Source organism: Streptomyces longhuiensis (genome assembly GCF_020616555.1).
GTDB lineage: Bacteria > Actinomycetota > Actinomycetes > Streptomycetales > Streptomycetaceae > Streptomyces > Streptomyces longhuiensis.
In genome coordinates this window covers 9,460,377-9,482,358 of sequence record NZ_CP085173.1, presented here as the reverse complement: position 1 = coordinate 9,482,358, position 21,982 = coordinate 9,460,377, and the positions used below count along the sequence as shown (strand labels likewise).

The 21,982-nt window shown below is 70.4% G+C and carries 16 protein-coding genes and 2 pseudogenes; 9 read left to right on the top strand and 9 right to left on the bottom strand.

Annotated features, from left to right (window positions below):
- Positions 1-18: 18 nt before the first annotated feature.
- The 3 genes from otnI to LGI35_RS43165 are packed head-to-tail and all read left to right on the top strand — an operon-like array spanning position 19 to position 2,611.
- Complete coding sequence (otnI, locus tag LGI35_RS43175) at positions 19-813, top strand: 2-oxo-tetronate isomerase (protein WP_227299890.1); 795 nt, start codon at positions 19-21, stop codon at positions 811-813.
- Complete coding sequence (gene denD, locus LGI35_RS43170; RefSeq protein WP_227299889.1) at positions 810-1,844, top strand: D-erythronate dehydrogenase; 1,035 nt, start codon at positions 810-812, stop codon at positions 1,842-1,844. The genes otnI and denD overlap by 4 nt, the downstream gene beginning before the upstream one ends.
- 5 nt (positions 1,845-1,849) lie before the next feature.
- On the top strand, positions 1,850-2,611 hold the full coding sequence (locus tag LGI35_RS43165) for a FadR/GntR family transcriptional regulator (protein ID WP_227299888.1): 762 nt from the start codon (positions 1,850-1,852) through the stop codon (positions 2,609-2,611).
- A 536-nt stretch (positions 2,612-3,147) separates the two neighbouring features.
- On the opposite strand, the gene LGI35_RS43160 is transcribed toward LGI35_RS43165, so the two are convergent.
- Together LGI35_RS43160 and LGI35_RS43155 are read right to left on the bottom strand one after the other, a co-directional pair.
- Positions 3,148-6,000 carry a SpoIIE family protein phosphatase gene (locus LGI35_RS43160; RefSeq protein WP_227299887.1) on the bottom strand — a complete coding sequence of 951 codons (2,853 nt, stop codon included), beginning with the start codon at positions 5,998-6,000 and terminating at the stop codon, positions 3,148-3,150.
- Between the two features lie 435 nt (positions 6,001-6,435).
- Positions 6,436-6,933 (bottom strand): hypothetical protein, encoded by a 498-nt coding sequence (locus tag LGI35_RS43155; protein ID WP_227299886.1) that lies wholly within the window; start codon positions 6,931-6,933, stop codon positions 6,436-6,438.
- A gap of 551 nt (positions 6,934-7,484) precedes the next feature.
- Between LGI35_RS43155 and LGI35_RS43150 the strand changes: the two genes are divergently transcribed.
- The 3 genes and pseudogenes from LGI35_RS43150 to LGI35_RS43140 form a co-directional block, all read left to right on the top strand.
- Positions 7,485-8,054, top strand: coding sequence for a hypothetical protein (locus LGI35_RS43150; protein WP_227299885.1), 570 nt, complete (start codon positions 7,485-7,487; stop codon positions 8,052-8,054).
- Positions 8,055-8,230: 176 nt separating this feature from the next.
- Entirely contained in the window at positions 8,231-8,653 is a 423-nt protein-coding gene (locus LGI35_RS43145; RefSeq protein ID WP_227299884.1) for a DUF5959 family protein, read from the top strand.
- A gap of 26 nt (positions 8,654-8,679) precedes the next feature.
- A pseudogene (locus LGI35_RS43140) lies at positions 8,680-8,889 on the top strand (helix-turn-helix domain-containing protein); the annotation flags it as partial.
- 198 nt (positions 8,890-9,087) lie between these two features.
- Here the strand turns inward: LGI35_RS43140 and LGI35_RS43135 are convergent.
- Positions 9,088-9,822, bottom strand: a complete 735-nt coding sequence (locus tag LGI35_RS43135; RefSeq protein ID WP_227300755.1) for a MarR family transcriptional regulator — start codon at positions 9,820-9,822, stop codon at positions 9,088-9,090.
- 290 nt (positions 9,823-10,112) lie between these two features.
- Between LGI35_RS43135 and LGI35_RS43130 the strand changes: the two genes are divergently transcribed.
- Entirely contained in the window at positions 10,113-10,784 is a 672-nt protein-coding gene (locus LGI35_RS43130; RefSeq protein WP_227299883.1) for a DUF4097 family beta strand repeat-containing protein, read from the top strand.
- A gap of 275 nt (positions 10,785-11,059) precedes the next feature.
- On the opposite strand, the gene LGI35_RS43125 is transcribed toward LGI35_RS43130, so the two are convergent.
- The 3 genes from LGI35_RS43125 to LGI35_RS43115 all read right to left on the bottom strand — a co-directional run bounded on the left by LGI35_RS43125 (position 11,060) and on the right by LGI35_RS43115 (position 15,307).
- Positions 11,060-12,364, bottom strand: a complete 1,305-nt coding sequence (locus LGI35_RS43125; protein ID WP_227299882.1) for a vWA domain-containing protein — start codon at positions 12,362-12,364, stop codon at positions 11,060-11,062.
- Positions 12,365-12,453: 89 nt separating this feature from the next.
- Positions 12,454-13,737, bottom strand: a complete 1,284-nt coding sequence (locus tag LGI35_RS43120; RefSeq protein WP_227299881.1) for an AAA family ATPase — start codon at positions 13,735-13,737, stop codon at positions 12,454-12,456.
- A 121-nt stretch (positions 13,738-13,858) separates the two neighbouring features.
- Positions 13,859-15,307 carry a hypothetical protein gene (locus LGI35_RS43115; protein ID WP_227299880.1) on the bottom strand — a complete coding sequence of 483 codons (1,449 nt, stop codon included), beginning with the start codon at positions 15,305-15,307 and terminating at the stop codon, positions 13,859-13,861.
- Positions 15,308-15,355: 48 nt separating this feature from the next.
- On the opposite strand from LGI35_RS43115, the gene LGI35_RS46440 reads away from it, so the two are divergent.
- Positions 15,356-15,568, top strand: coding sequence for a hypothetical protein (locus LGI35_RS46440; RefSeq protein WP_341483484.1), 213 nt, complete (start codon positions 15,356-15,358; stop codon positions 15,566-15,568).
- A 162-nt stretch (positions 15,569-15,730) separates the two neighbouring features.
- Positions 15,731-15,952 (top strand): annotated as a pseudogene (locus tag LGI35_RS43105) (RNA-guided endonuclease TnpB family protein); the annotation flags it as partial.
- 38 nt (positions 15,953-15,990) lie between these two features.
- On the opposite strand, the gene LGI35_RS43100 reads toward LGI35_RS43105, so the two are convergent.
- The 3 genes from LGI35_RS43100 to LGI35_RS43090 form a co-directional block, all read right to left on the bottom strand.
- Positions 15,991-18,927 carry a hypothetical protein gene (locus tag LGI35_RS43100; RefSeq protein WP_227299879.1) on the bottom strand — a complete coding sequence of 979 codons (2,937 nt, stop codon included), beginning with the start codon at positions 18,925-18,927 and terminating at the stop codon, positions 15,991-15,993.
- A gap of 2 nt (positions 18,928-18,929) precedes the next feature.
- Positions 18,930-20,777, bottom strand: coding sequence for an HSP90 family protein (locus LGI35_RS43095; protein ID WP_227299878.1), 1,848 nt, complete (start codon positions 20,775-20,777; stop codon positions 18,930-18,932).
- A gap of 68 nt (positions 20,778-20,845) precedes the next feature.
- Positions 20,846-21,832: a hypothetical protein gene (locus LGI35_RS43090; protein ID WP_227299877.1), complete on the bottom strand. Its 987-nt coding sequence runs from the start codon at positions 21,830-21,832 to the stop codon at positions 20,846-20,848.
- Positions 21,833-21,982 lie beyond the last annotated feature (150 nt).

The window sequence follows — 21,982 nt, the reverse complement described above, 5'->3', positions numbered from 1 at the left end:
ACACCGAACGGAGTCACCATGCCGAGGTTCGCCGCGAACCTGTCCACCCTGTATCCCGAACACGACTTCCCCGACCGCTTCGCCGCGGCCGCCGCGGACGGCTTCGAGGCCGTCGAGTACCTCTTCCCGTACGCGTACGAGGTGACCGAGCTGCGGCGCCGTCTCGACGCGCACGGCCTGCGGCAGGTGCTGTTCAACGCGCCGCCCGGGGACTGGGACGCGGGTGAGCGCGGGATCGCGGCGCTGCCCGGACGCGAGGCGGAGGTGCGCGACGGCGTCGACCGCGCCCTGGAGTACGCCGCCGCGCTCGACTGCCCGCGCGTGCACATGATGGCGGGCCTGGTACCGCGGAGCGCCGACCCGGCGCCCTACCGCGCGACCTACCTGTCCAACCTCGCGTACGCCGCCGAACAGGCCGCGGCGGCGGGCGTCGACATCCTGATCGAGCCGATCAACGGCCGTGACATGCCGGGCTACTTCCTCAGCCGACAGGCCGACGCCCACGCCGTCGTCCAAGAGGTGGGCGCCCCCAACCTGAAGGTCCAGCTCGACCTGTACCACTGCCAGATCGTCGAGGGCGACCTCACCGCCACACTCCGCCGCGACCTGCCCACCGGCCGCGTCGCCCACCTTCAGATCGCGGGCGTCCCCGACCGTCACGAGCCCGATGCCGGGGAACTGAACCTCCGTCATCTTATGTCCGTCGTCGATGAGCTGGGCTTCGACGGCTGGATCGGCTGCGAGTACTTCCCCAAGGCCGGCACGAGCGAAGGTCTCGGCTGGCTGAACAAGCTCCAAGGAGAAAACGCATGAGGATCGTCATCACGGGTGGCTTCGGCTTCCTGGGCCGCCAGGTCGCCGAGGCCCTGCTGGAGCAGCGCACGTTCGACGGCGCCCCCATCACCCGCCTCGTGCTCGCCGACCTCTTCGTACCGCAGGGGTCGCCGCTGGCCGCCGACCCGCTCGTGGACGTGGTCCAGGGCGACCTGACCGAGCGCCTCGGCGACCTGTTCGCGCAGCCCGTGGACGTGGTGATCCACCTCGCGGCCGCAGTCTCCGCCGAGTGCGAGGCCGACTTCGACCTCGGCATGGGCGCCAACCTGGACACGACCCGCGCCCTCCTCGAGGCCGCGCGCGCCCAGTCGGCCGCCGGCGGTGTATCGGTGCGGGTGGTCTTCGCCAGCAGCGTCGCCGTCTACGGCTCGGACGCCGCGTTGCCGCTGCCGGAGGTCGTCAGCGAGTCCACGCTGCCCACGCCGCAGTCCAGCTACGGCGTCCAGAAGCGGATCTGCGAGCAGCTGATAGCCGAATACACCCGCCGCGGCTTCCTCGACGGCCGCGTCACCCGCCTGATGACTGTCTCGGTACGCCCCGGCAAGCCGAACGCGGCGGCCTCCGGCTTCCTGTCCGGCATCGTCCGCGAGCCGCTGGCCGGGCTCGATGCGACCTGCCCGGTCAGCCCGGACCTGCGGGTCGCCCTCGCTTCCCCGCGCCGCACGGTCGAGGGCATTCTGCGCGTGGCCCAGGCCGAGCGCGGCGAAGGCCCCGGGCAACTGTCCGGCAGCCTCCCGGTCAACCTCCCGGCCCTCACGGTCACGGTCGCCGACATCCTCGACACGCTGCGTCAGGTCGCCGGGGACGCCGTCGCCGACCTGGTGAAGGTCGCGCCGGACCCGGCCGTCGAGGCCATCGTCGGCTCGTGGCCGGCCGCCTTCGACAACGCCCGCGCGGCCCGGCTCGGGCTTGAGCCCGACGCGGACTTCGCGGCGGTCGTGCGCCAGTACGTCGCCGACCACGCGGAAGCGGTCACCGCCACGGCGGCCAAGTCCACACCGATAGACTGACAACCATGTTTACCAAGGTGGACGGGCCCGTCCGGCTCGCGGACCGCGTCGCCGCGATGCTCGCGGACGAGATCGAGTCCGGACGGCTGACCACGGGCGACAAACTGCCGACCGAGGTCGAACTGGTCAAGCAGCTCGGTGTCAGCCGCACCGTGATCCGCGAGGCCGTGTCCCGGCTGAGCAACGCGGGTCTGGTCGAGGCGCGCCAGGGGCGGGGCGTCTTCGTCCTGCCCCGGCGCACCCGTCCACTCGACCTGGACGCCGACACCACCGACAGCACCGACACCAAGGCCAAGGTGCTGCAGATCGTCGAGGTCCGCCGCGCCATGGAGGGCGAGGCGGCCGAGCTCGCCGCCACCCGCGCCACCGCCGACGACCACGCGCGGATGCGGCAGGCCCTGGCCGCGATCGACGCGGCGGTCGCGGCGGGAGGCGACGGCGCCGACGAGGACCTGGCCTTCCACCGCTCCATCGCGGAGTCGACCGGCAACACGGTCATGGTCTCCACCCTCCGCTACCTCGGCGAAGTCTCCCGGGGCGGCATCCGCGTCACCCGCGCCAACGAAGCCCGCCGCGACGACTTCTACGACGCGGTGCGCGAGGAACACGACTCCATCCTCACGGCCATCGAGCAGGGCAACCCCAAGGCGGCCCGCACAGCTGCCCGCCGCCACCTCGAACACGCCGCCACCCGGCTCCAGAATGCAGGCCCCGAGTTCTGGAACACGACCCAGGGCCTGGACGTGGAGCTCGACACGGCCGAGTAATTCCCTTCGGGGCGCGGCCCATTGAGGTCACCCGCCCCCCGCCACAGCTCCCCGCCCCGCCTCGCCTCTCAGTGCGATGTCCGCGTCCCGCTCATCGCGACCCGGCAGCGGGGAGGTGAGCCAACGGCGAGCATCACCGGCCAGATCGCTGACGGCCGGGTGTACGTCGTGCGCCAGCCGTCCCTCACTCCCACGGACGCCGGTTGCCGGGTCCGCGCCGACCTCCTCATCCTCGACGCGGGCACCGGGCACCGGGCACCGGGCACCTGCTTCACACCCTGCGGCTGCCGGCCATGACCGCGCGCAAAGACGACGACGGCGAAATGACGCTGGACGTCCGCGACATCGCCGACGGGGCGGTGAGCACAGCTGGCGAGCCCAGGAGGGCGGAATGCTGATCGCCACGGACTGAACCCTCCCACGCAGCGGACACCCCGCCCACCGCGCTGTTCCTGCTTACCGAAATGCGCGGCCGAGTGGAAACGGAGCCGTGCATCTTCCGGCTCGCTCAGTCATGGGCGGGCCGGGTCCGGTCGTCACCAGCCCGTGTCGTCCCACTGATCCAGCAGAGCGTCGTCCGTGACGCCGTTCACGGGCAGTGCTTCGGCAACCAGCGACTGTTCGGTCCACACGATTTTGCCTCGGTCCAGGTAGCGCGTGCCCCAGCGTTGAGCGAAGCGGGAGACGAGGTAGAGCCCGCGGCCTCCTTCGTCAGTTGTCGCCGCCCGACGCAGGTGCGGGGCCGTGGTGCTGCCGTCCGCTACCTCGCAGATCAGGCTGCGGGTGCGCATCAGCCGGACCTGGATGGGGCCGGTGCTGTAGCGGATGGCGTTGGTGACCAGTTCACTGAGGATCAGTTCGGTGGCGTAGCCGAGTTCTTCCAGACCCCACGCGGCGAGCCGGCCGACCGCCTCGGTACGAATGTGCGCGACGGCGGCCGGGTCGCGGTCCACTGTCCACTCGGCGATGTGCTCCACATCCAGTCGGCGGGTCCGGGCGACGAGCAGGGCGATGTCGTCGCTCGGGTGCGGCGGCAGTACTGCGTCGAGGATGCCCTGGCAGCTCTCCTCCGGCGTGGCGTCCGGCAGCCCGGTCAGCGCCTGGCGCAGTTGCTCGATGCCGGTGTCGAAGTCCCGGTGCCGGTCGGCGACCAGACCGTTGGTGAACAGGACCAGCCGGCTCCCTTCGGGAAGGTCCAGTTCGGCTTTCTCGAACGGCTCGCCGCCGAGGCCGAGTGGCGGTGAGACGGGGATGTCGGGAAAGGACACCGTGCCGTCGGGCTGCACGAGCGCGGGCCCGGGGTGGCCGTTCGTCGCGATTGTGCAGTGTCCTGACGCCGGGTCGTAGATGACGTACAGACAGGTCGCGCCGGAGATCCGGTCAGCGTCCGGACCGACGTTGTCGTCGATCTTGGTGACCAGTTCGTCCAGGCAGCCGAGCAGTTCGTCGGGGGGCAGGTCCAGCGCGGAGAAGCTCTGTACCGCGGTTTGCAGGCGGCCCATCGTGGCGGCCGCGTGCAGGCTGTGGCCGACGACGTCTCCGACGACCAGCGCCACCCGCGCCCCGGGCAGGGGGATGACGTCGAACCAGTCGCCGCCCACCCCGGCCTGTTCGGCCTGGGCCGGCAGGTAGCGGTACGCCGCCTCCACCGCCTCCTGGTGCGGCAGCGCCCCGGGCAGCAGGCTGCGCTGCAGGGTCACCGCAGTGGTGTGCTCCCGCGTGAAGCGGCGGGCGTTGTCGATGCTGATGCCGGCCCGGCCGACGAGCTCCTCCGCCAAGGAGAGATCATCCTCGTCGAACGGACCGGACGCCTGGTGCCGCCAGAAGTTGGCCACGCCCAGCACCACGCCCCGGGCCATGACCGGCACGGTGATGAGCGAACCGAGCCCCGGCTCCCGGATCCGTCCGTCGTACCCGGACTCCTCCAGGCGTGCCTCGAGGCCGGCCAAGTCGGCTTCGAGCACCGCCTGATGAGTCGCCATCGCCTGCGCCTGCGGGGCCGGAAGGGAGTAGGAGACCGACTCATCCACGGGGAAAGGATGCACTGACGGGGCCGGGCCCTGGGGCACACGTCCGGTACGGTGCGCGCCGGGCGCCACCGCGGCCGAGTCCTCGCCGGCCGACCTGCCGGCGGCACTGGTCCCGCCTCCAGGTGACGGGCCCGCGCTGACCGCCATGCGACGCAGCAGGTCGCTCGGGAGCGACGGTTCGTCACCGCGCATGACTCGGTCCGCCAACTCGACGGTGACGAGATCGGCGAACCGAGGTACGGCCACATCTGCCATTTCCTGAACTGTGCGGCGCACGTCGAGTGTGGTCCCGACCCTGGCCCCTGCGTCGTGCAGCAGTCGCAGTCGCTCCCGGGCGGCTTCGGCACGGCCCGACAGCGCGCGGAGCTCCGTGGTGTCGCGCAGGGTCGCCACGCTGCCCGCCGGGCCGCCGGACGCGTCGGTGGGCCGGATGTTGATCGCCAGGAGCCGGTCGCCGGCCGGGCCGACGGCGTCCGAGACGACGTGGTCGGCGGTGAGCAGATCGACGGTCCGGCGGTCCATTCCCAGGTCCGTGATCCGCTCGCCCTCCCTGCCGGGTCCCAGGCCCAGCAGGCGCCGCGCCTCGTCGTTCGCCATCAGCAGACGGTGGTCGGCGTCCATGATGAGTACGCCTTCGCGGACCGCGTGCAGCACCGCGTCGTGATGCTCGTACATCCGGGTCAGCTCGACCGGGCCCAGACCGTGGGTCTGCCGGCGCAGCCGGCGGCCGACCAGCAGCGTTGCGCCCGCCGAGAGGAGGAAGGCGCCCGCGGCGCCGCCCAGCAGGACAGGCAGCTGGGCCGCCTCCGTGCTGTGCAGCCGCTTCACTGTGATGCCCACCGAGACGAATCCGGCCACCGAACCGTCGTTACGGGTGACCGACACGATGGAGACCACCGTGACGCCGGTGCTCACCTTGGCCGTGCGGGTGAACGCCCCGCGGGTGAGGGACGGCTTGTAGGGACCGACCACGTGTTTGCCGATCAGCTTCGGATCGGGGTGGGTGTAGCGGATTCCCTTCGGGCTGAAGACCACCACGGCGTCGACACCGGCCTTGCGGCGAACCCGCTCGGCCCAGGGCTGCAGGACCGCGCTGGGATCGGAGCTGTCCAGCGCCGGCACGATTCCCGGCGCCTGCGCGAAGGTTTCGGCCACCGCCCGTGAACGGTGCTCCGCCTCCCGCAAGATGGCCGTGCGCGACTGCAGCACCAGCGCCAGGACCGTGACGCCGACGAGGACCACCACGAGCCCCAGCTGTACCCACATCAGCTGGCCGGCGAGGCTGCTCAGGCCCAGCAGCCTGTGGCGGTGCCCTCGCCGCGGCGCAGAGTGTGCGGCCTGCTGCGCGTTCGTGTGCATTCGGCCTCCGTCGCCTGTCGCACTCCGCTCGTCTTACGGAACGGGCCGTATGCAGGACCCGCCGGCGATACCCGGCCTGGTCCCGCAGCCGTATGAACCTGGATCACTCTGCCCCTGAGACTGAATGAACCTGGAGTACTCAGAAATGTATCCGTTGCCCATTTCCGTGTGGTATCAGCTGCTCAGGACACCTCTACCGTATTTCATCCCACTCTCGAGAATTTCAACGAAATGTTGATGCTGATGGTCCCCCATCGCGTCGACCAGGACCTACCGTCTTCGGCTGCCCGGGTCCAGTGCATGGCCGATGAGTCCGCAAGATCCGGCCCGTGGCGAACGTGCGGACGGGCCAGTGAGAGCACCGGTGGACCTGACGCCAGTGGCTGAGTACCGGCGCGTGCACGGGTTCGCCTGGCAAAGACACGGGGATAGGGCTCAGGTGAGGAGCCGGATGGCGGGAGCGTCTTTGCTGGTGGCGAGCAGTTGGTCGCAGTGGTCGCACGAGTCTCGTACCGGACGAATCATGTTGGTCTGGATGCTGAACGTCCCGGACTGCCGGGCCTGCGGGCAGTAGTACCCGAGATACAGGCGGACCCACGGTGTGAGCGACAGCGCGGCGGCCGCCTGATTGCGCTTCGCGTCGTGGAAAGGCGCCCACCAGTAGTCGACGGCGACTTGCAGCGCCGTGCGCTCCTGCTCGTCGGTGACGTCGAAGGCGGCGATCCTGGCAGCCGTGGGGTGCTCGGGGTGCTCCGAATCGGCCGAGCACAGGGCGTACTCCTGGCCGTACTGGAAGGAGGTCGTACGCCCCGAGCGTTGGCAGACGAAGCAGTCCAGACTCAGCTCCAGCTTCTTCTGCCAGTGAAGGTTGTGGAAGCTCTCGCCTCGCAAGGAGTTGGCCAGTTCGGCAGTGATCTCAACGCTACGCAACACAGCGCGATCATCCCAGATCGGGGTGGAGACCTCACCCCCAAGGTCTTGAACGAGGGGCTGATCGGCCGCTGCTCGGTCGGCGGACCATGACGCCGGCCATCACACCCGGCGGTTCATGGCCGTCCCAGCAGCGGCGGGGCTGGTCTCGGAGTCGTGGGTCAGGCGGCGATGGGCCGCCGACCAAACGTAAGTCGGCTCTACCGCCCACCACTTGGGCTGGACTGAGAACCCGCATTACCCCGGCTTCTGGCGGGACGATCTCCAGCTTACGGCCGAGGGCTTGGGCGCCTTCCCACTTGAGCAGGCGGCTGGCAAAGCCCTGAGCGGCCCAGGTCTTCCGCACTGACGAGTAACCAAGACGCACCCTCAACAACGGGCGGTCAACTGGCTCAAGCAGTTGCGACCGGTGTCCGAGCGGCACGACAAGCGCAGTTGCGTCTTCCTTGGAACCGTCACCGCAGCGGCGGTTGCCAACTGGCTTCGGTCCGTCAAACACTCGGCAGTCCAGAACTCGTTGGGCAGGGTCGCGAGTGCCCCTCTATGGTTCCGGGATGAGCAACTCGCATGCGTCTGCCATCCTCACCACCGCCGACCTCCCCGAAGCGATACGTGCCGTGCGAACCTTGCTGGACATGGCAGACATCCGTCAGGGCGAGGTCGATTTCGAAGCCCTGATCAGGTCTCCGGATGTCCTGGAGCACGTTTGTCGCGTACTGCCCGACCTCGAATGGTCGGCGTCGGCCGGCAAAGAGCATGGTTCGTCGGAGGCCGGTGACAATCCCGCAGACTGCCTGCCGATCCGAGTGTTCGACTGGGGGCGTCCGCTAGATCGCGCCGAGCCCTTCATCGCCGCCCTGGGGCCAGATCCCGCTTCTGTTCGGTGGGATCTGGACGCATGGCTGGCGGTTCCCGAAGCGGGACTGGAGGAGATCTCACAGAAGTACGCCTACCTCACGCTGAGCGTGAATTCCCGGGACCTCTACCAGAGCGAACCCTCACAGGACCACACCGTCCACGTGCACGCGCGGAACCGCAACGGAGACCAGATCGCCCGCGTCCATTGGCTCGCGGATCAAGTGGGGGGCCGTTTTACGGGCAGGGTGGAGTCGGCTCCTCTGTGACCCCCTCAGTGAGCAGGCAAGACCACGGTTCCCAGCTACCTCTGTCACATGATCGAACGGACAAGTCCTAGCTAAGGGTTGGCCCGCAATGTGTCTCGTGAAGCTGTCCTGTAGGACGGTGCGTGGGAGAGGATCACGAGCAACCTGGTTCATCGAGTGTTCACGAGGCAACTGCTGTGGTCGACGAAGTGCAGGCGTTCGAACTCTTCCGTTTCGCAGATTCGGTTCAGAGTGTCACGGTTGAGGTGAGATGCGGTGAGCCTTTGCTGATGGAGGAAGAGCGGTACTACGCGGCCGAGATTGTTGTGGAGAGCGGCTTCATCACTGGACGGGTTGGGTTGCGGGTGTCGCTGGAGGACCTGGATGAGTGGGAACGGTGTCTCGATGCTCTTCAGGCCGATGAGGGGGCCGAGTGGCCAGCGGGTGGCCGTAGCGCCTGGTTGGAGGTGGCTCCGGATGATCCGCTGGAGGTCACGGTGCATGACTCGCCGTCGACGCAGATTGCAGTACGTGTGCCGATCGATGTCGGCTCGGAGTGGCTGCAGGAGAATCGGCTGCGGTTGGCCGACGCCCGCAAAGCCGTCACACGCTCCTCATAGGGCGCACCAGGTGTGATCGTCTTCGTGTGACTGGTGTGATCACGGCGTCACCGTCGTCGTGGATAGTTCCTGTTCACCGGGCTGAGCCCGCGGAGCTTCCGCAAACTCGTCACCGCGCTGCGGTGCGGTGGAGCGGCACCGGCCGGAGAAGGCCCTTGGGCTTGGCACTGGAGGAGCGCGTTCTGCCGGTCGCAGCGTACTGGCGAATGAACTTGACGATGCGGCAGCTCGGCCCGTAGTTCGGGACCTCGACGTCCGCCACGGACCGAGTCATCGACCACCTCGGACCCCCGAAAAGGCCGGTTCAGCACCTGTTGCCCGAACCGGACTTCCCACAGCCGTCCCGCCTGCGCCCGGCGGACATGGCATGCCCGTCATCAGCGCGAGCGCCTCTCCCTCAAGTGACAGGCAGACTGTCCGGGTGTGGGCGCGGCTCAGGTAGTGCTGTCTTCTGGCGGTTCGGGTTGGGTGTGGAGGATGTCGCGGGCCTGTTCCGCCGCGCGCGCGATGCTTTCGGAGACGAAGTCGAGGAAGCGGGCGATGTTCTCCAGACGGGTCGCGGCCGGAGTGCCCGACCCGAGGACGCCGACGCCCTGGCGCGCGATGTCGACCATGTGGGCCGTGGAGCGGGCGGACGCCATCATCGACTGGTACATGATGTCGTTGTCCACGACATAACGCTCACGGCGGCGTTCATCGCGTTCCCGGCGGACCATGCCCTGACTCTCCAAGAACGCGACCGCCTTCGAGACGGAAGCAGGACTGACCTGCAGGCGCTGGACGAGTTCGGCCGCGGTCAGACTGCCCGTGTCGGTGAGAGTGAGGCAGGACATGACCCGCGCCATCATCTTCGGCGTGCCCGACTGTATGAGGACGGTCGTGAACGTCTCTTCGTACGCGCGCACCGCTTCCGCGTCACGCCCATAAGCCTGCGTGGGCGCGCCCGGATCCCGGGGCGCCGACGGCTGCTTGCGGCGGGCCCGCTGTTCCGTAGCCCGGTGCGCGAGGTCCGCACGGTAGGCGGTCGGGCCACCGTTACGCATCACTTCACGCGTGATCGTCGACGTCGGGCGCTCCAGGTTCCTGGCGATCTCGGCATAGGCCAGGCCATCGGCCAACCCCAGCGCGATCTGCTGACGCTCCGGCTGAGTAAGTCTGCCTCCCGGCACTACGCACTCCCTTCTCTTCACACCCCTGCACCAACCCCGGCACCCAGCGGCGGCGAACGGCGTCACGTGCCGGTTTCCGTGTCTGGAGCCGGCGGGTCGACTATAGCGTTCACTCTCATTTCATTGCAACAACCAGGAGGCAGGCTGTTGCGTTAGAGTTCAAACCATTGCAATGAAATCCCTACAACTACCTGCAGTTATAGGGTTCTTGCGCAACAAGACTGTTGCTCGATCCTTGAATGCAACGTAGCGTTTCGCCCATCAGAAACAACGGATTCAAGGAGCACACCATGCAGAAGTTCGACACCCCCTCCCCCGTCACCGCCGTCCTGGACATCCCCGCAGGACGCATCCAGTTCATCGCCGCCGACCGCACCGACACATGCGTCGAGATCCTGCCCACCGACAAGTCCAAGACCCGCGACATCAAGGCCGCCGAACAGACCACCGTCGCCTACGCGGACGGAGTCCTGCGCATCGAGGCAGCCGCCGCGAAGAACCGCATCCTCGGCAACTCCGGATCCGTCGAAGTCACCGTCCAACTGCCCGCCGGCTCCCCCATCGAGGCGAAGACCGCCGCCACCGAACTGCGGGGTGTGGGGCGCCTCGGCGACGTCACCTTCGACGGCGCGCAGGGCACGGTCAAGCTCGACGAGACCGCGAGCGCCCACCTCACCCTCCAGGCCGGCGACATCCTCATCGGCCGCCTGACCGGCCCCGCGCAGATCAGCACCCAGAAGGGCGACCTGAACATCGCCGAGGCCACGAGCGGGACGGTCGAACTGCGCACCGAGTCCGGTGACATCACCATCGGCGCCGCCCGCGGCACCTCCGCCACCCTCGACGCCGGCACCACCTACGGCCGCATCCACAACACCCTGAAGAACACCGACGGCGCCAACGCCGCACTCACCATCCAGGCCACCACCTCCTACGGAGACATCACCGCTCGCAGCCTGTAAGAGGGGCAGGACCCCTCAAACGAGGCGAACCCGTCCGTGAGTTGAGTTTTCGTGACAGCTCTAGAGGAGCACACCCCAGAATGGTGCCGGCAGCTGCGTCCTCGCTGCCGCCTGCGCAATGACTTCTCGAGCGGCACAGGATCGGCACGGCGGGCTCCACGCCCGCCGGGCCGTCCTTCTCCTCTCACCAGCTCGGTCGGTCACATTCCGGCCGGGTCGTACTGCTCGGAGGGCCAGCACAAGGCCCGGCCCGGGCCAGGCGCCAGGTACCTTCCTCAACCGATGATGACGACGCGCGCCCAGGACGGCGGTGTGTCCGGGACATAGTCGGGGTCGTCCTCGTCCGTGGCGCGGGCGGGTCGCGGGAACAGACCGACGACAGTGCGGCAGGGCGGCTGCCCGGAGGGCCATGGCGTCTGCCCGTCGGTCAGGGCGACGATCACGTCGGGGCGGGGTCGGGAACGGAGCGCCCGGGCGAAACCGGAGCGCAGATCGGTTCCGCCGCCGCCGAGCAGTTCGAGGCTCTCGGCTCGGCACAGAGGGACGGCAACGCCGGCCGCAGCGTCACAGGAGATCACCGAGACCAGGTCGCGCCGTCCTCCGACGGCCCGCGAGATCGCCGCGACCTCGAGGAGCGCGCTGCCCAGCTCGGCGTCGCTCACCGACCCGGAGGTATCGATGACGACGCAGACACGGGGCGGGGTACGGCGGAGGCTCGGCAGCACCACTCCAGGGACGCTCGACGATCGGCGGGACGGACGCCGGTAGGTGTGGTTCTCCCCCACTCCGGGCGCACCCGCTGCCGAGCGGACCGCCGCGCCCAGCAACTGCCGCCACGGCTGCGGCGGTTGGAAGGCCTCGTCGGCCCACCGCCGCCATCCCTCCGGCGCGTGGCCAGGTCTGCCCTTGATGCCCTCCGCGACCCGGAAGCGGACGGCGTCCTGCTGCTGCCGGGTGAGTCCGTTCGCCCCGTCGGGCCCCAGCTCCCACGCCCGGTCGTGCCCGTCGGCACCACTGCCGCAGTCCAGCCAGGCCAGTTCCGCGGCGAGCCCGGACATCGACGCCGTCCGTAGGTATTCCTCCATCAGCAGGCCGTCGGGCAGTCGCAGCAGTGACGGCACGACCGCTCCGAAGGGCCGGGGCAGTCCGTCACCGTAGATGTCGTCGTTGATCTCGAAGTCGGCGGCGATGTTCCGTCGCAGCCGCTCGCCCGGTCCAGACTCCTCGTGCTCCCGTGCGTACCGCTCGCTTCGTCCGTGGTGGTCACGGAGCAGATGGGAGACCTCGTGCACCCAGATGCCCGCCAGTTCCTCCACCGGTGTGCGGGCCACGAACGCCGGCGACACGTAGCAGCGCCAGTGCGCGTCGACCGCCATCGTCGGCACCGCACGGTCCTCCACCACATGCAGCGCGAAGAGCGCGTCGGCCAGATAGGGGCGGACCTTCACCGCGTGCAGCCGTGCGGCCAGCAACTTCTCCCAGTCCAGCGGGAGTTTGATCCGGTCGTCGGCCCCTCCGTGGCGGTCCGGTCGCTGCGGCGGTGTCGCCCGCACCGGGCGCGGGGGCGCCGGCGGGGACATGGGGCGCGGCAGGGGGCGTGGTTCCGGGCGCTTCGCGGCAGCCGTCGCCGATCGTGGGAGAGGGGTTGGTCCGACGTGGTGCGCGGCCGTCATCGGCGCGCCCCCGTCGCGCGGCGGGCGTCGGCGGCTGCCGCGACCCGTTCCACCGACCGATCCGCGGTGCGGACGAGCCCGACAACGCCGGCCAGCCGTTCCACCACCTCTGGTACCTCCCAGTCGTCTCGTCGGAGCCCGGCCAGCGCCGTCGCCGGGGCGACCAGAAGGTCTGGGGCTCCGGTCTCCATGGCCCTGACCAGCACGGCCCAGCCCGCCTCCCACCGGTGCCGCTCCGGCCGTGCACCGACGGCAGCCACCACCGCCTCCAGCGCCGCCTGGCGCAGATCGCCCCGCTCCGGCAGCTCGGCGGCGGCCGGGTCGGCGAGCAGCGACTCCGGGTCCGGCAGGTCCATCCGGTCGTGGTGGGCGAGGAGTTCGAGCCCCGGCCCGTCCCCCACCGCGCCCCGCACCAGCAGCGCGAGGACGTCGCGGGAGACGGACGCCGCCGTGCCGAAGGCGAGCAGGGTCAGGGCGGCCTCCCAGCTCCGGGGCGACGGCCACGCACCGCCGCGCCGTGTCTCGGACCCCGGCAGTCGGTGGATGAGCGTCGGCCGGGCCTTCAGGAATCCGCAGACCGCATGCCGGGCGAATGCCACGGACTCCGACAGCCGCTCCGGTGCGAGCCTGGGCAGCTCCGCCCGGGGCCAGACCCCGCCGAGGCCGCGTACCACCACGTCCCGGTCGTGCACCCAGTTCAGGTGCACGAAGCGGTTGGCGAGCGGCGGGCTCAGCTCCCACCCGTCCGCTGCCGAGGCGCGCGGGTTCGCGGCGGCCACGATCCGTACGCCTGGCGGCAGTTGGAGCGTGCCGACCCGTCGTTCCAGGACTACGCGGAGCAGTGCGGCCTGGACGGCTGGGGTGGCGGTGGAGAGTTCGTCCAGGAAGAGCAGCCCCCGGCCGGCGCGTACGAGTTCGACGGCCCACTGCGGCGGCGCCATCGGCACACCCTGCACGGCCGGGTCGTCGCCCACGATGGGTAGCCCGGAGAAGTCGGACGGCTCGTGGACGCTGGCGATCACCGTCGTGAGCGGCAGGTCGAGCGAGGTGGCGAGCTGCGTCAGGGCAGCGGTCTTGCCGATGCCCGGCTCTCCCCAGAGCAGCACGGGGAGGTCGGCGGCGACGGCCAGGGTGAGCGCTTCGAGCTGCTCGTCGGGGCGCGGCTCGGTGGCCGTCGTCCGCAGGAGGGAGAGGAGTTGGCCAGCGAGGGCCAGGTTCGTATCAGTTTCGGAGGTTGAGGTGGCGGGAGCAAAGGCGGGCAGGAGCGTGCTGGAAGTCATGGGCATCACCTGAGTGTGAGAGGGGAACGGGCGTGCCGTTCCGGATGTCGCGCGCGCGTGCGGTGCGCAACGCGCCGTGCGGGAAGGGGATGTCGGCGAGTCGGCTGACGTGTGAGGGCGGTCAGATCAGACCGGTGCGAGGCCGGCCCCTGCTGCCGCGCTTGCGGCGCGACTCGAGGGGCGTAGCACGGCCGAGTCGGGGTCGGTGGCCCGCTTCCGTGTGCCGCGCGCCCGAGGCGTGCCCGCCCCGTGGTTCGCCTGGGCCGGCGGGTACGTCGGCCAGCCCCGCGCGGAAGAGCCCGTGGTCGATCCGGCGGACCGCGGCCGACTCCAGTTCGTCCCTGAGCGGCCCGTCGCGAAGCACCGCACCGGGACCGAGCAGCCTCTCGACCACCGCGAGCGCACCGGTGACGTCACCGTGGCGGAGCCGTTCGCGTACCGCGGGAAGCGCCTCAGGGCTGCGGTGCACCGCGTCGATCGCCCGCAGGCAGGGCAGCGCCGGACCACCGAGCGCCACCAGCAGCTCCTCGCGCCGGAGTTGGGCCGAGTCGTGATCGACCGCGGTCAGCACCCCGTCCCGCAGCGCGATGCGGTGGACCTCGCCCCGGCACTCCACCCGGTGCGGGTCGCCAGGCTCGGGGTCGCGGCCCGCCACGGACACCGGGGCAGATCCCCTTACCGCCGGGGCCACGAGCGGATGCAGCTGCCCGACCGCGACGAGCCCGGCCCGCAGCAGCTCCAGATCCGGAAGAACCCGGGCCGCCACCTCAGGCAACACGGGCAGCACCGCGACTTCCTGCGGGGGCAGTGTCTCCCGCAGCGGCCGGAGCGTGGTCGCGTGGCTGTCGTCGGGGGCGACGATTTCGAGCAGGGCACGGCTGCGCGCCCCGAGCCGTACGGTGAAGGCCCCGCGAGAGCGCCCCTCGGCCCGCAACAGCAACTCTGCTTCGGCGGCCCAACTGGCCACTGCCCACGGGGAGTCGTGCAGGACGGGCCGACCGGGTGGCGCCACGGACGGCGCACCTCCCCGCCGCGCCAGTTCGCCGCTTCGCGCCGAATCCCAGAGATGCCGGTGCAGATCGAGCCGGAAACGCCGGTCGGGATGCGGATGCGGATGGAGGTACGGACGGTTCGCGGGACGGTCGTTCGCCGAGCCCTCCCACACGTCCAGTGACATCCGCTGTCCGGCGTCCGCCTGGGCGGGCGGTGTCCGCACCACGAGATGCAGCGGCGTGCCGCCGCACCTTCCGTAACGGGCCAAGGAGATGGTGAGACCGGGCCGGAGCCGTCCGTCGGGGGCGACCCTGGGCATGTGCCAGCGCAGCAGATCGGGCGCGAGCCTGCGCAGGTCCGCACGGATGAGAGTGGCGATATCGGTGCCGTGGCGGTGGCGCACGGCGCGCAGATCGAGGTCGACGTCGACCCGGGCGGCGGCGCAGGCCCCCGCCCAGTCACCGGCTGTACGGCGCGCGGTCGCGGTCTCGATCATGGACGGTGGCACGGCGTACCTGCGTACGCGCTGCCACATCAGAAGGTGGGCCGGAATCTCCTGCGTGAAGTGATGTGCCATCAGCACTCACCTTGCGCGGACGATTCCTCCGATCCCAACGAGGAGAAGGTGTTCATCGCGGGCATCGTAACCACACCCAAGACCATCTGCCAGGTCTTTTTCGAACCGTCGTCCGCGGTGCGGCCACCCGACCGGCAATTGAGCAGCCAGCAAGCTCGTAACCTCCTCATGGCGTTGGACGACCGCGTTGACCAGATGAGGTTCCTGATCCGGGACAGAGATGCGGAGTTCACCGACGCCTTCGACGCCGTCTTCGCATGAGAGGCCGTCCTCTCTTGCGAGGGTTTCCCCGGCTTCGGCCGGGGCGGGAAACGCATCTCGGGGCCGCTCTGACGGGTCAAGTGCGCATGGATCTTCCGTCTGCGGCGGGGATGTCAACGGCCTCGGCCATGTCGCCCACAAGAGCCGAAGGGGGTGGACCGGGTGATGCGTGCGTACAAGCGCCTCATGCGGCCCACCGTTGGCCGGACGGCCGCGCTCGGCGAGATGCTGCGGGACCACTGCTCCCCCTGCAACGGAGCGTTGCAGGAACGCCGCGACGCCTACCGGCACGCCTCGAAAACGAGCATCAAGTACAAGCAGCAGTCCGCGCAGCTTCGCCGGCTCCGGGGCGCGCTCGTCGTCGATGGCTCGCGTAGGTGGGCGGCGGTGCCGGGGCTGGCTGTTGCCCCGGCACCGGTGCGTCACTCCTCGTCGCGCAGCCGGGCCGCCAGGGAGATCAGCGGCTCGGTCTCCTCGGTGTGGCCAAGGGCGGTCAGGTGGGAGATCGCCGCGTCGAGGCGGGTGAGGGCGGGGGCGGGGCGTTCCAGATAGAGGCCTTCCACGGCGCCGGCGAGCCGGACACACTCGGCCCACTCGCCGGCGCGGTCGTCGTTCCTTTCCGGTTCGCCGAGCAGGGCGAGGGCCTTCTCCAGGGCGGCCAGGGCGTCCTCGTACTCGCCGGCGTAGGCGTTGACCCGCCCGTGTTCGTAGGCCAGGGCGGTGTCCAGCGAACGGCCGTGGGCCTCGTATTCGGCGGCTCGCGCCTCGTCGGCGACCCGGCCGGCGTCGGAAAGGAAGGCGTGGGCGCCGGCGAGGCCGTCGGGGCCCTGCTGGTGAGCCTGGAGGCGGGCGAGTTCGCGCAGGGAGTTGCTGAGCTGGTCGAAGCGCGGGGCCCGGGCGTGGGCGGCGAGTGCCTGGTCGGCGGCTTCTCGGGCCCGGCCGAACTCACCGGACTCGCCGAGGAGTACGGCGGTCTCCGCGGCGATCATGGCGTGGCTCCCCGGGTCGTCGTCCCAGCGGGCCGACTCGGCCGCGAGGGTGACGAACTCGGCCGTGGCGGCCTTGAGGTCCTCGCCCGTGTGCAGTGCTCGCGCGCGGGTCAGGCGCAGTTGGGCGATGAGCCGGTCGTCCAGCTCTCCGGTGGTGACGTCGGGTTCGGCCAGCAGGGAGTCGAGCAGGGCGATGCAGTCCTCGACGCGGCCCAGGTCGAGGCTGAGCTGGGCCGCGTTGCTGTAGGTGCAGAACGCGTCTGTCCGGTTGCCGCGGCGAAGCTCCAGCCCCGCAGAGCGCGTCAGGTGCCGTAGTGCCTCGTCGGGGTGGCCCAGGTGCATGCAGGCTTCGGCCAGATCACTGTGGAGGCGGGCGGCGTCGATCGCGTCGGCCGGCCAGTCGGCGGCCAGTCGCAGGGCCTCGGTCAGGTCCGCGTGCGCGGCCTGCGCGTCCCGGAGGCCGAGCTGGAGCCGGCCGCGCAGTCCTAGCGTGCGGGGCAGGTGCCAGGCGGGGCCGTGCGCCTTCAGCCGGTCGAGGAGGGCGTCGATCTCCGTGACCGCGGCGGGCAGGTCGCCGGAGATGGCGTGCGTGCTGGCCCGTAGCAGCAGGGCGCCGGAGATCTGCCCGATGAGGTCGTGCCGGGTGGCGAAGGCGTGCAGCGCGTCTGTCTCGGCGAGGACCGGCGCGACGTGCTCGTCGCTACGTGAGGTCTGCAGACGCATACCCAGCGCGGACGCCTTCAGCCGCATCAGGCGGGCCTCCTGGAACGGGGCGAGGCCGGGCGTCTCCTCGTGCAGGCGGACCATGGACGCGTGGGCGCTGGTCAGCGCGGCCGTCTTCGCCTCGGCTCCGTCGGTGCCCTGCACAGGAATCTCGGCGGTGGCGAGCAGGGCGCAGGCTCGGGAGAGCGCCGCGTGACCCGGTTGTCCGGCGTCGTCGTACAGGGCCGCGGCCTCTTCGTGGAGGGCGGCGGCGTCGGCGAACTCGTCCTTCTCGCCCGCCCGGTTCGCTTCTTCTGCCAGCAGGTCCGCGCGCAGCTGTACGAGTGGGCCCAGGGCCGGATCGTCGGGGTGGGCGTAGTCCCGGGCGGCCGTGAGCGTGCGCAGCCGCGCCCAGCAGGCAGGTCCGTCCGGGTGCCCCTGCTGGTCCAAGGTCCTTGCCTGAAGGATGAGTTCGGGCAAGGAATCGGGGAGGGCGGTCGTACGGACGGTGGGCTCGGCTACCGGGGCAGCCGGGCCGGCGTCGTCGAGGGCGCGGGTGCGCAGGGTCAGTTCCAGCGTATCCAGGAGTGGGGTGCGGTCGAGACGAGCATTGCGGCGGTCGGTGTGGGCCGTGGTTCCGTTGCGGGCGTCGAAGCGGGCGGCGAGGTCGTCGGCGCGGCCGCGCACCTCGGCACGCAGGCCGGCCACGGTCCAGGTGCGGCCGGCGTATCCGGCGGCGGGAAGGCTGTCGTGCCCGAGGAGTTCGACCCGCCGCAGGAGGACCTCCAGCCCGGTGAGGAAGTCGAGCAGGTCGAGCGGGGACTCCACCTCCGCGAACAGGTTCCGGTTCTCGGCGAGCAGTTCCAGGCCACGTGCCTCGTTGCCGGTCAGCGCGCAGAACTCCAGGTGGCGGCCGACCTCCCCGGCCATCGAGGGGTTGCGGCGGCAGGCGCGGTAGCCGGCGAGGTGCAGTTCGCGGGCCCGGTCGGTGCGGCCCGTGCGCAGCAGGGGAAGCAGCGCGTACGAAACGGAACGCGCCGGCTCCTCCTGGCAGGAGTCCTTCCCGGCCAGGACCGGCTCCCACGTGCGCAGCGCCCGCTCGTCGTCGCCCGTCCCCAGGTGGTGCAGGGCGCGCTCGCAGACCTCGCAGGCCTCGCAGTCGCTGAGCCGGGTGCGGGTGCGGCCCGCCCACAACTCGTAGGCGAGGGAGGTGTCCTCGCCCAGGTGTGCGGCGAGCTGGTACGCCTGCCCGTAGTACGGCTGAAGGTCGAGGTCGGCCTTGACGTACCGGTCGCGCATCTCGGTCAGCCACTGGCGCAGGCCGGTCAGCGGCACCTCCGGCAGTGCGCGCAGGGCATTGGCGACCCACTTGAACCGCCAGAACAGCATGTGGCGCATGCGCTCGTCGAACACGTCGGGCTGCTCGTCGAAGAGGTTCAGCAGGCGCGCGAAGACGACAGGCGACTTACGGGGTTCGGAGCCGTAGGTGTAGGCCTCCTGGAGTTCGAAGAGGGCGTACGCGAGTGGGCCCGGGTCCGCGAACTGCTCGGCGGCGTCGACGAGTTCCTCGGCGGTGACGGTGCGAGTGCGGCCGTAGGGCAGCTGGTCGTTCTCCTGGAGCGCCTGGAAGAGCTCGTCGGTGTTCTGGGGATGGGGTGCGGTCGGCATCGTCAGCTGTCCTTGCGGAGGGCGTGGGCGAGGAGGTCGAGGAAGGAGCGGTTGATGAGGCTCGATTCGGCCGGCCTGAGCGGGCGGCGGGACAGCAGCGCGGCCTGTCCGTACAGCGCTTCTGCGCTGGTGCGTGCCAGCTCGGGCTCGTCGATGGCCACGGCGGTGCGCACCAGCGGGTTGAGCTGGTTCAGGATGAGCTGGGCGCGCGGGGCCTCCTGGCGCAGGGCTCCGAGGATGTCGCCCCACAGGCCGCCCTCCTGTTCACGGGCCAGCTGGGAGCGGGTGCGCTCGTGCCGGGCCTCGCGGCTGTCCATCAGGAGGGCGGGTGCGGAGGCGGGCTGGAAGGTGCGCAGCGCGACGTCGCAGTCGAAGACGGCGAGTGCGTCGCGGGCCAGGGCGAGGTAGGCCGCGGCGGCGAGTTCCGTCTCCCGGTCAACCGGGTCGAGGTGGGCGGTGAGGGTCGCCGGGTCGAGGTCGGCGACGCTGACGGCGGGCCTGATCTCGGGCAGCCGGTGAACCAGCTCACGGTCATAGGTGTAGCCGCCGTTGACGACGCCGAGCCCGGCGGCCGAGGCGATCGCCGCGACCTGCCGGAACTCCTCCACGCTGGACGTGACGAGCACGGTGCGGTGGGTGCGGGCGAACTCGTCGAGGGTGCAGTGCCCGTCCGTGGTCTCGAACGGCAGCCAGGGCAGCAGCATCCGCAGGATCTCGTCGTCGTGCACCGCGAGCGACTTCACGGCCAGGTGGTGGGCCTGCAGAAAGCGGGCGAGCAGGTCCGGGTCGCTGGCGGCGGCGCGGGCGATCCACGCACGCAACCGCTCGGCGAGAGCGTCACGCACGGCGGCAAGCGTGTCGTCCTCGTAGAGGGACTCGCGGGACGCCGTCGGGCGCAGGCTCTCGGCGTCGACGACGCAGCGGACGAAGAAGGCCCACTCGGGGAGGATCTCCTCGGCCTGCTCGGACAGCAGCATGCCCTTGACGTTCACACGGTGGCCGTGACGGCGTCCGGCCGGCACCGCCTCGGGCAGCACACACGCGATGCCCTTCAGGCCCACGGCCGGCAGGTCCAGCTCGATGGTGTCCAGCGGCGTGAACCCGAAGACCTCCTCTGCGTACGCGGACAGCGCCCGGGAGCGGGATCCCGGCGTGGGGTACGTACGCGTCCACGGCGCGGGCTCGGGATTGACGGGCGCACCCGGGCCGCCTGTGCCGTCGTCGAAGGTGACCGGGTGGCGCAGCAAAGAGCCGAAGTGGCGGGACAGCGCGTGCACCTGTGCCGGGCGGGTCCACTCACCCGCGTCGGTGCGCGGCGTGAGTGTGACGGTGGTGCCGGGACGTGAGCGGGCGGAAGCAGGCAGAGTACGGACGGTGTAGCTGCCGTCGCCACGTCCCCGCCATTCCACGGCGGGAGCGTCGGGAGTGCGGGCGGAGCGGCTCAGGACGTGGATCTCGTCCGCGACGAGGAAGCAGGAGAGCAGGCCGATGCCGAACTGGCCGATGAAGTCTGCGCGTTGTTCGGCGATCTTCTCGGCGCGCTTGCTGCTGCGGCCGATCGTGGCGAGAAAGGTGTGCACGTCGGCCTCGGTGAGACCGACGCCGTCATCCTCGACGCGTACCACCGAGCCGTCGGCGTACAGGCGGATACCGAAGGCGTCGGCGGGGGCGCTCGGTTCGAGGCCGTGCCGTGCGGTCAGCGCGTCGACCGCGTTCTGGAGGAGTTCGCGCAGGTAGACACGGGGGCTTGAGTAGAGGTGGTGGGAGAGGAGATCGACGAGGCCGCGCAGATCCACTTGGAAGGTGCGGTCGGTGCCGGCCGGGCTCAACGGGGCGTCGGGCAGAGTCATCAGGCAGTCCGGGGTGGGGTGTTCGAGGGGTGACAGGCTTGGTGGCGGGTTCAGGCGACGTGGCGGGTTCAGGCGTTGCGCCGGGCGCGGGCGTACATCTTTTCCGGCTGCGCCATGTACTTCCACGGCCATGAGGTATAGGCGCCTTGAAGCTCCTGGAAGACCCGCGGCAACGCGATGCTTTCGGAGGCCAGCGACAACGCCATGGCGAAGATGTTGAAGTCCTCCTGCCAGCCCGGGCGACGCACGTAGGCGGGGTGCAGGATGCTGCGCTCGGCCGCGTCCAACAACTCATCCTGGATCTCGGGGGTGACGAGGCAGTCCTCGCTGTCCGACTCCACCCAGTCCTCGATGTGAGCCATGGCGATCACACAGCCGAGGCGGTGGCCCTCGGGCGCGCCGGCGAACGCCTTGCGGGCGAACGCGAGAGCCTGGCCGGGCTCGCCGCCCCACCGGGGCTGCAACTGCGACACCCACTCGATGTGGGTCTCCAGATCCAGCGGCTCGCGGCGCAGGGCGGCATCGAGCCGCGTCTCGTTGACGGCCGGGCCCAGTGACATCCCTCGGCCGGAGGTGAGGAGGCGGCGCCACGGCGTGACCCATTCCGGCTGCAACTCGGCGGCCTCCAGCAGCTGTTCCTCGGCGATGCGAAGCCGCTCGTGGAAAACGCGCCACTGCTCCTGCGTGACGTTCACGGCACGGTCGGAGGTACGGGCCTCCCAGCCCCAGCTGATGTGGCGCGCCCCGGATATCAGCAGAGCCGTCGCCCGGTGCTCCTTGTCGTCCTCGACGGCCCGGGCGATCCAGTCCTGCACACCGTCCAGTTCGGCCAGTTCGGCCAAGACCTGGTGGTCGCGGCCGAGATCGAAGGGGGTCAGCGCAGACTTGACAGCCTCCCAGTCACCCGAGTCGGCCGCCTCCACCAGTGCGAGCACCCGCGTGTCCCCGAGCGCGCGCAGCTTGTACACCCCATTCTTCTGCCTGCGCGGGACAGGAAGGGCGTGCGGATCGACCACCGGTCTCTCTCCACTCCCACCGAACAGCTTGTTGAACATGCCGCGCCCTCCCCTGGTCCCGCGTGATCGTCTGGGGCAGCATAAACGGCACCACCGACACCACTTCCACAGGGTTTTCACCGGCCTTTCACGGGCCTGATCCGAAGCCTCCTGCGCTTCGCCCTCTCACCCTCCCGGGTCCACCGACAC

Excerpts from the sequence above, each read along its gene's own strand:
- LGI35_RS43130 (WP_227299883.1), top strand. The coding sequence starts at position 10,113 with ATGCAGAAGTTCGACACCCCCTCCCCCGTCACCGCCGTCCTGGACATC.
- denD (WP_227299889.1), top strand. The coding sequence starts at position 810 with ATGAGGATCGTCATCACGGGTGGCTTCGGCTTCCTGGGCCGCCAGGTC.
- LGI35_RS43095 (WP_227299878.1), bottom strand. The coding sequence starts at position 20,777 with ATGACTCTGCCCGACGCCCCGTTGAGCCCGGCCGGCACCGACCGCACC.
- otnI (WP_227299890.1), top strand. The coding sequence starts at position 19 with ATGCCGAGGTTCGCCGCGAACCTGTCCACCCTGTATCCCGAACACGAC.
- LGI35_RS43150 (WP_227299885.1), top strand. The coding sequence starts at position 7,485 with ATGAGCAACTCGCATGCGTCTGCCATCCTCACCACCGCCGACCTCCCC.
- LGI35_RS43125 (WP_227299882.1), bottom strand. The coding sequence starts at position 12,364 with ATGTCCCCGCCGGCGCCCCCGCGCCCGGTGCGGGCGACACCGCCGCAG.
- LGI35_RS43120 (WP_227299881.1), bottom strand. The coding sequence starts at position 13,737 with ATGACTTCCAGCACGCTCCTGCCCGCCTTTGCTCCCGCCACCTCAACC.
- LGI35_RS43115 (WP_227299880.1), bottom strand. The coding sequence starts at position 15,307 with ATGGCACATCACTTCACGCAGGAGATTCCGGCCCACCTTCTGATGTGG.
- LGI35_RS43160 (WP_227299887.1), bottom strand. The coding sequence starts at position 6,000 with ATGCACACGAACGCGCAGCAGGCCGCACACTCTGCGCCGCGGCGAGGG.
- LGI35_RS43100 (WP_227299879.1), bottom strand. The coding sequence starts at position 18,927 with ATGCCGACCGCACCCCATCCCCAGAACACCGACGAGCTCTTCCAGGCG.
- LGI35_RS43090 (WP_227299877.1), bottom strand. The coding sequence starts at position 21,832 with ATGTTCAACAAGCTGTTCGGTGGGAGTGGAGAGAGACCGGTGGTCGAT.
- LGI35_RS43165 (WP_227299888.1), top strand. The coding sequence starts at position 1,850 with ATGTTTACCAAGGTGGACGGGCCCGTCCGGCTCGCGGACCGCGTCGCC.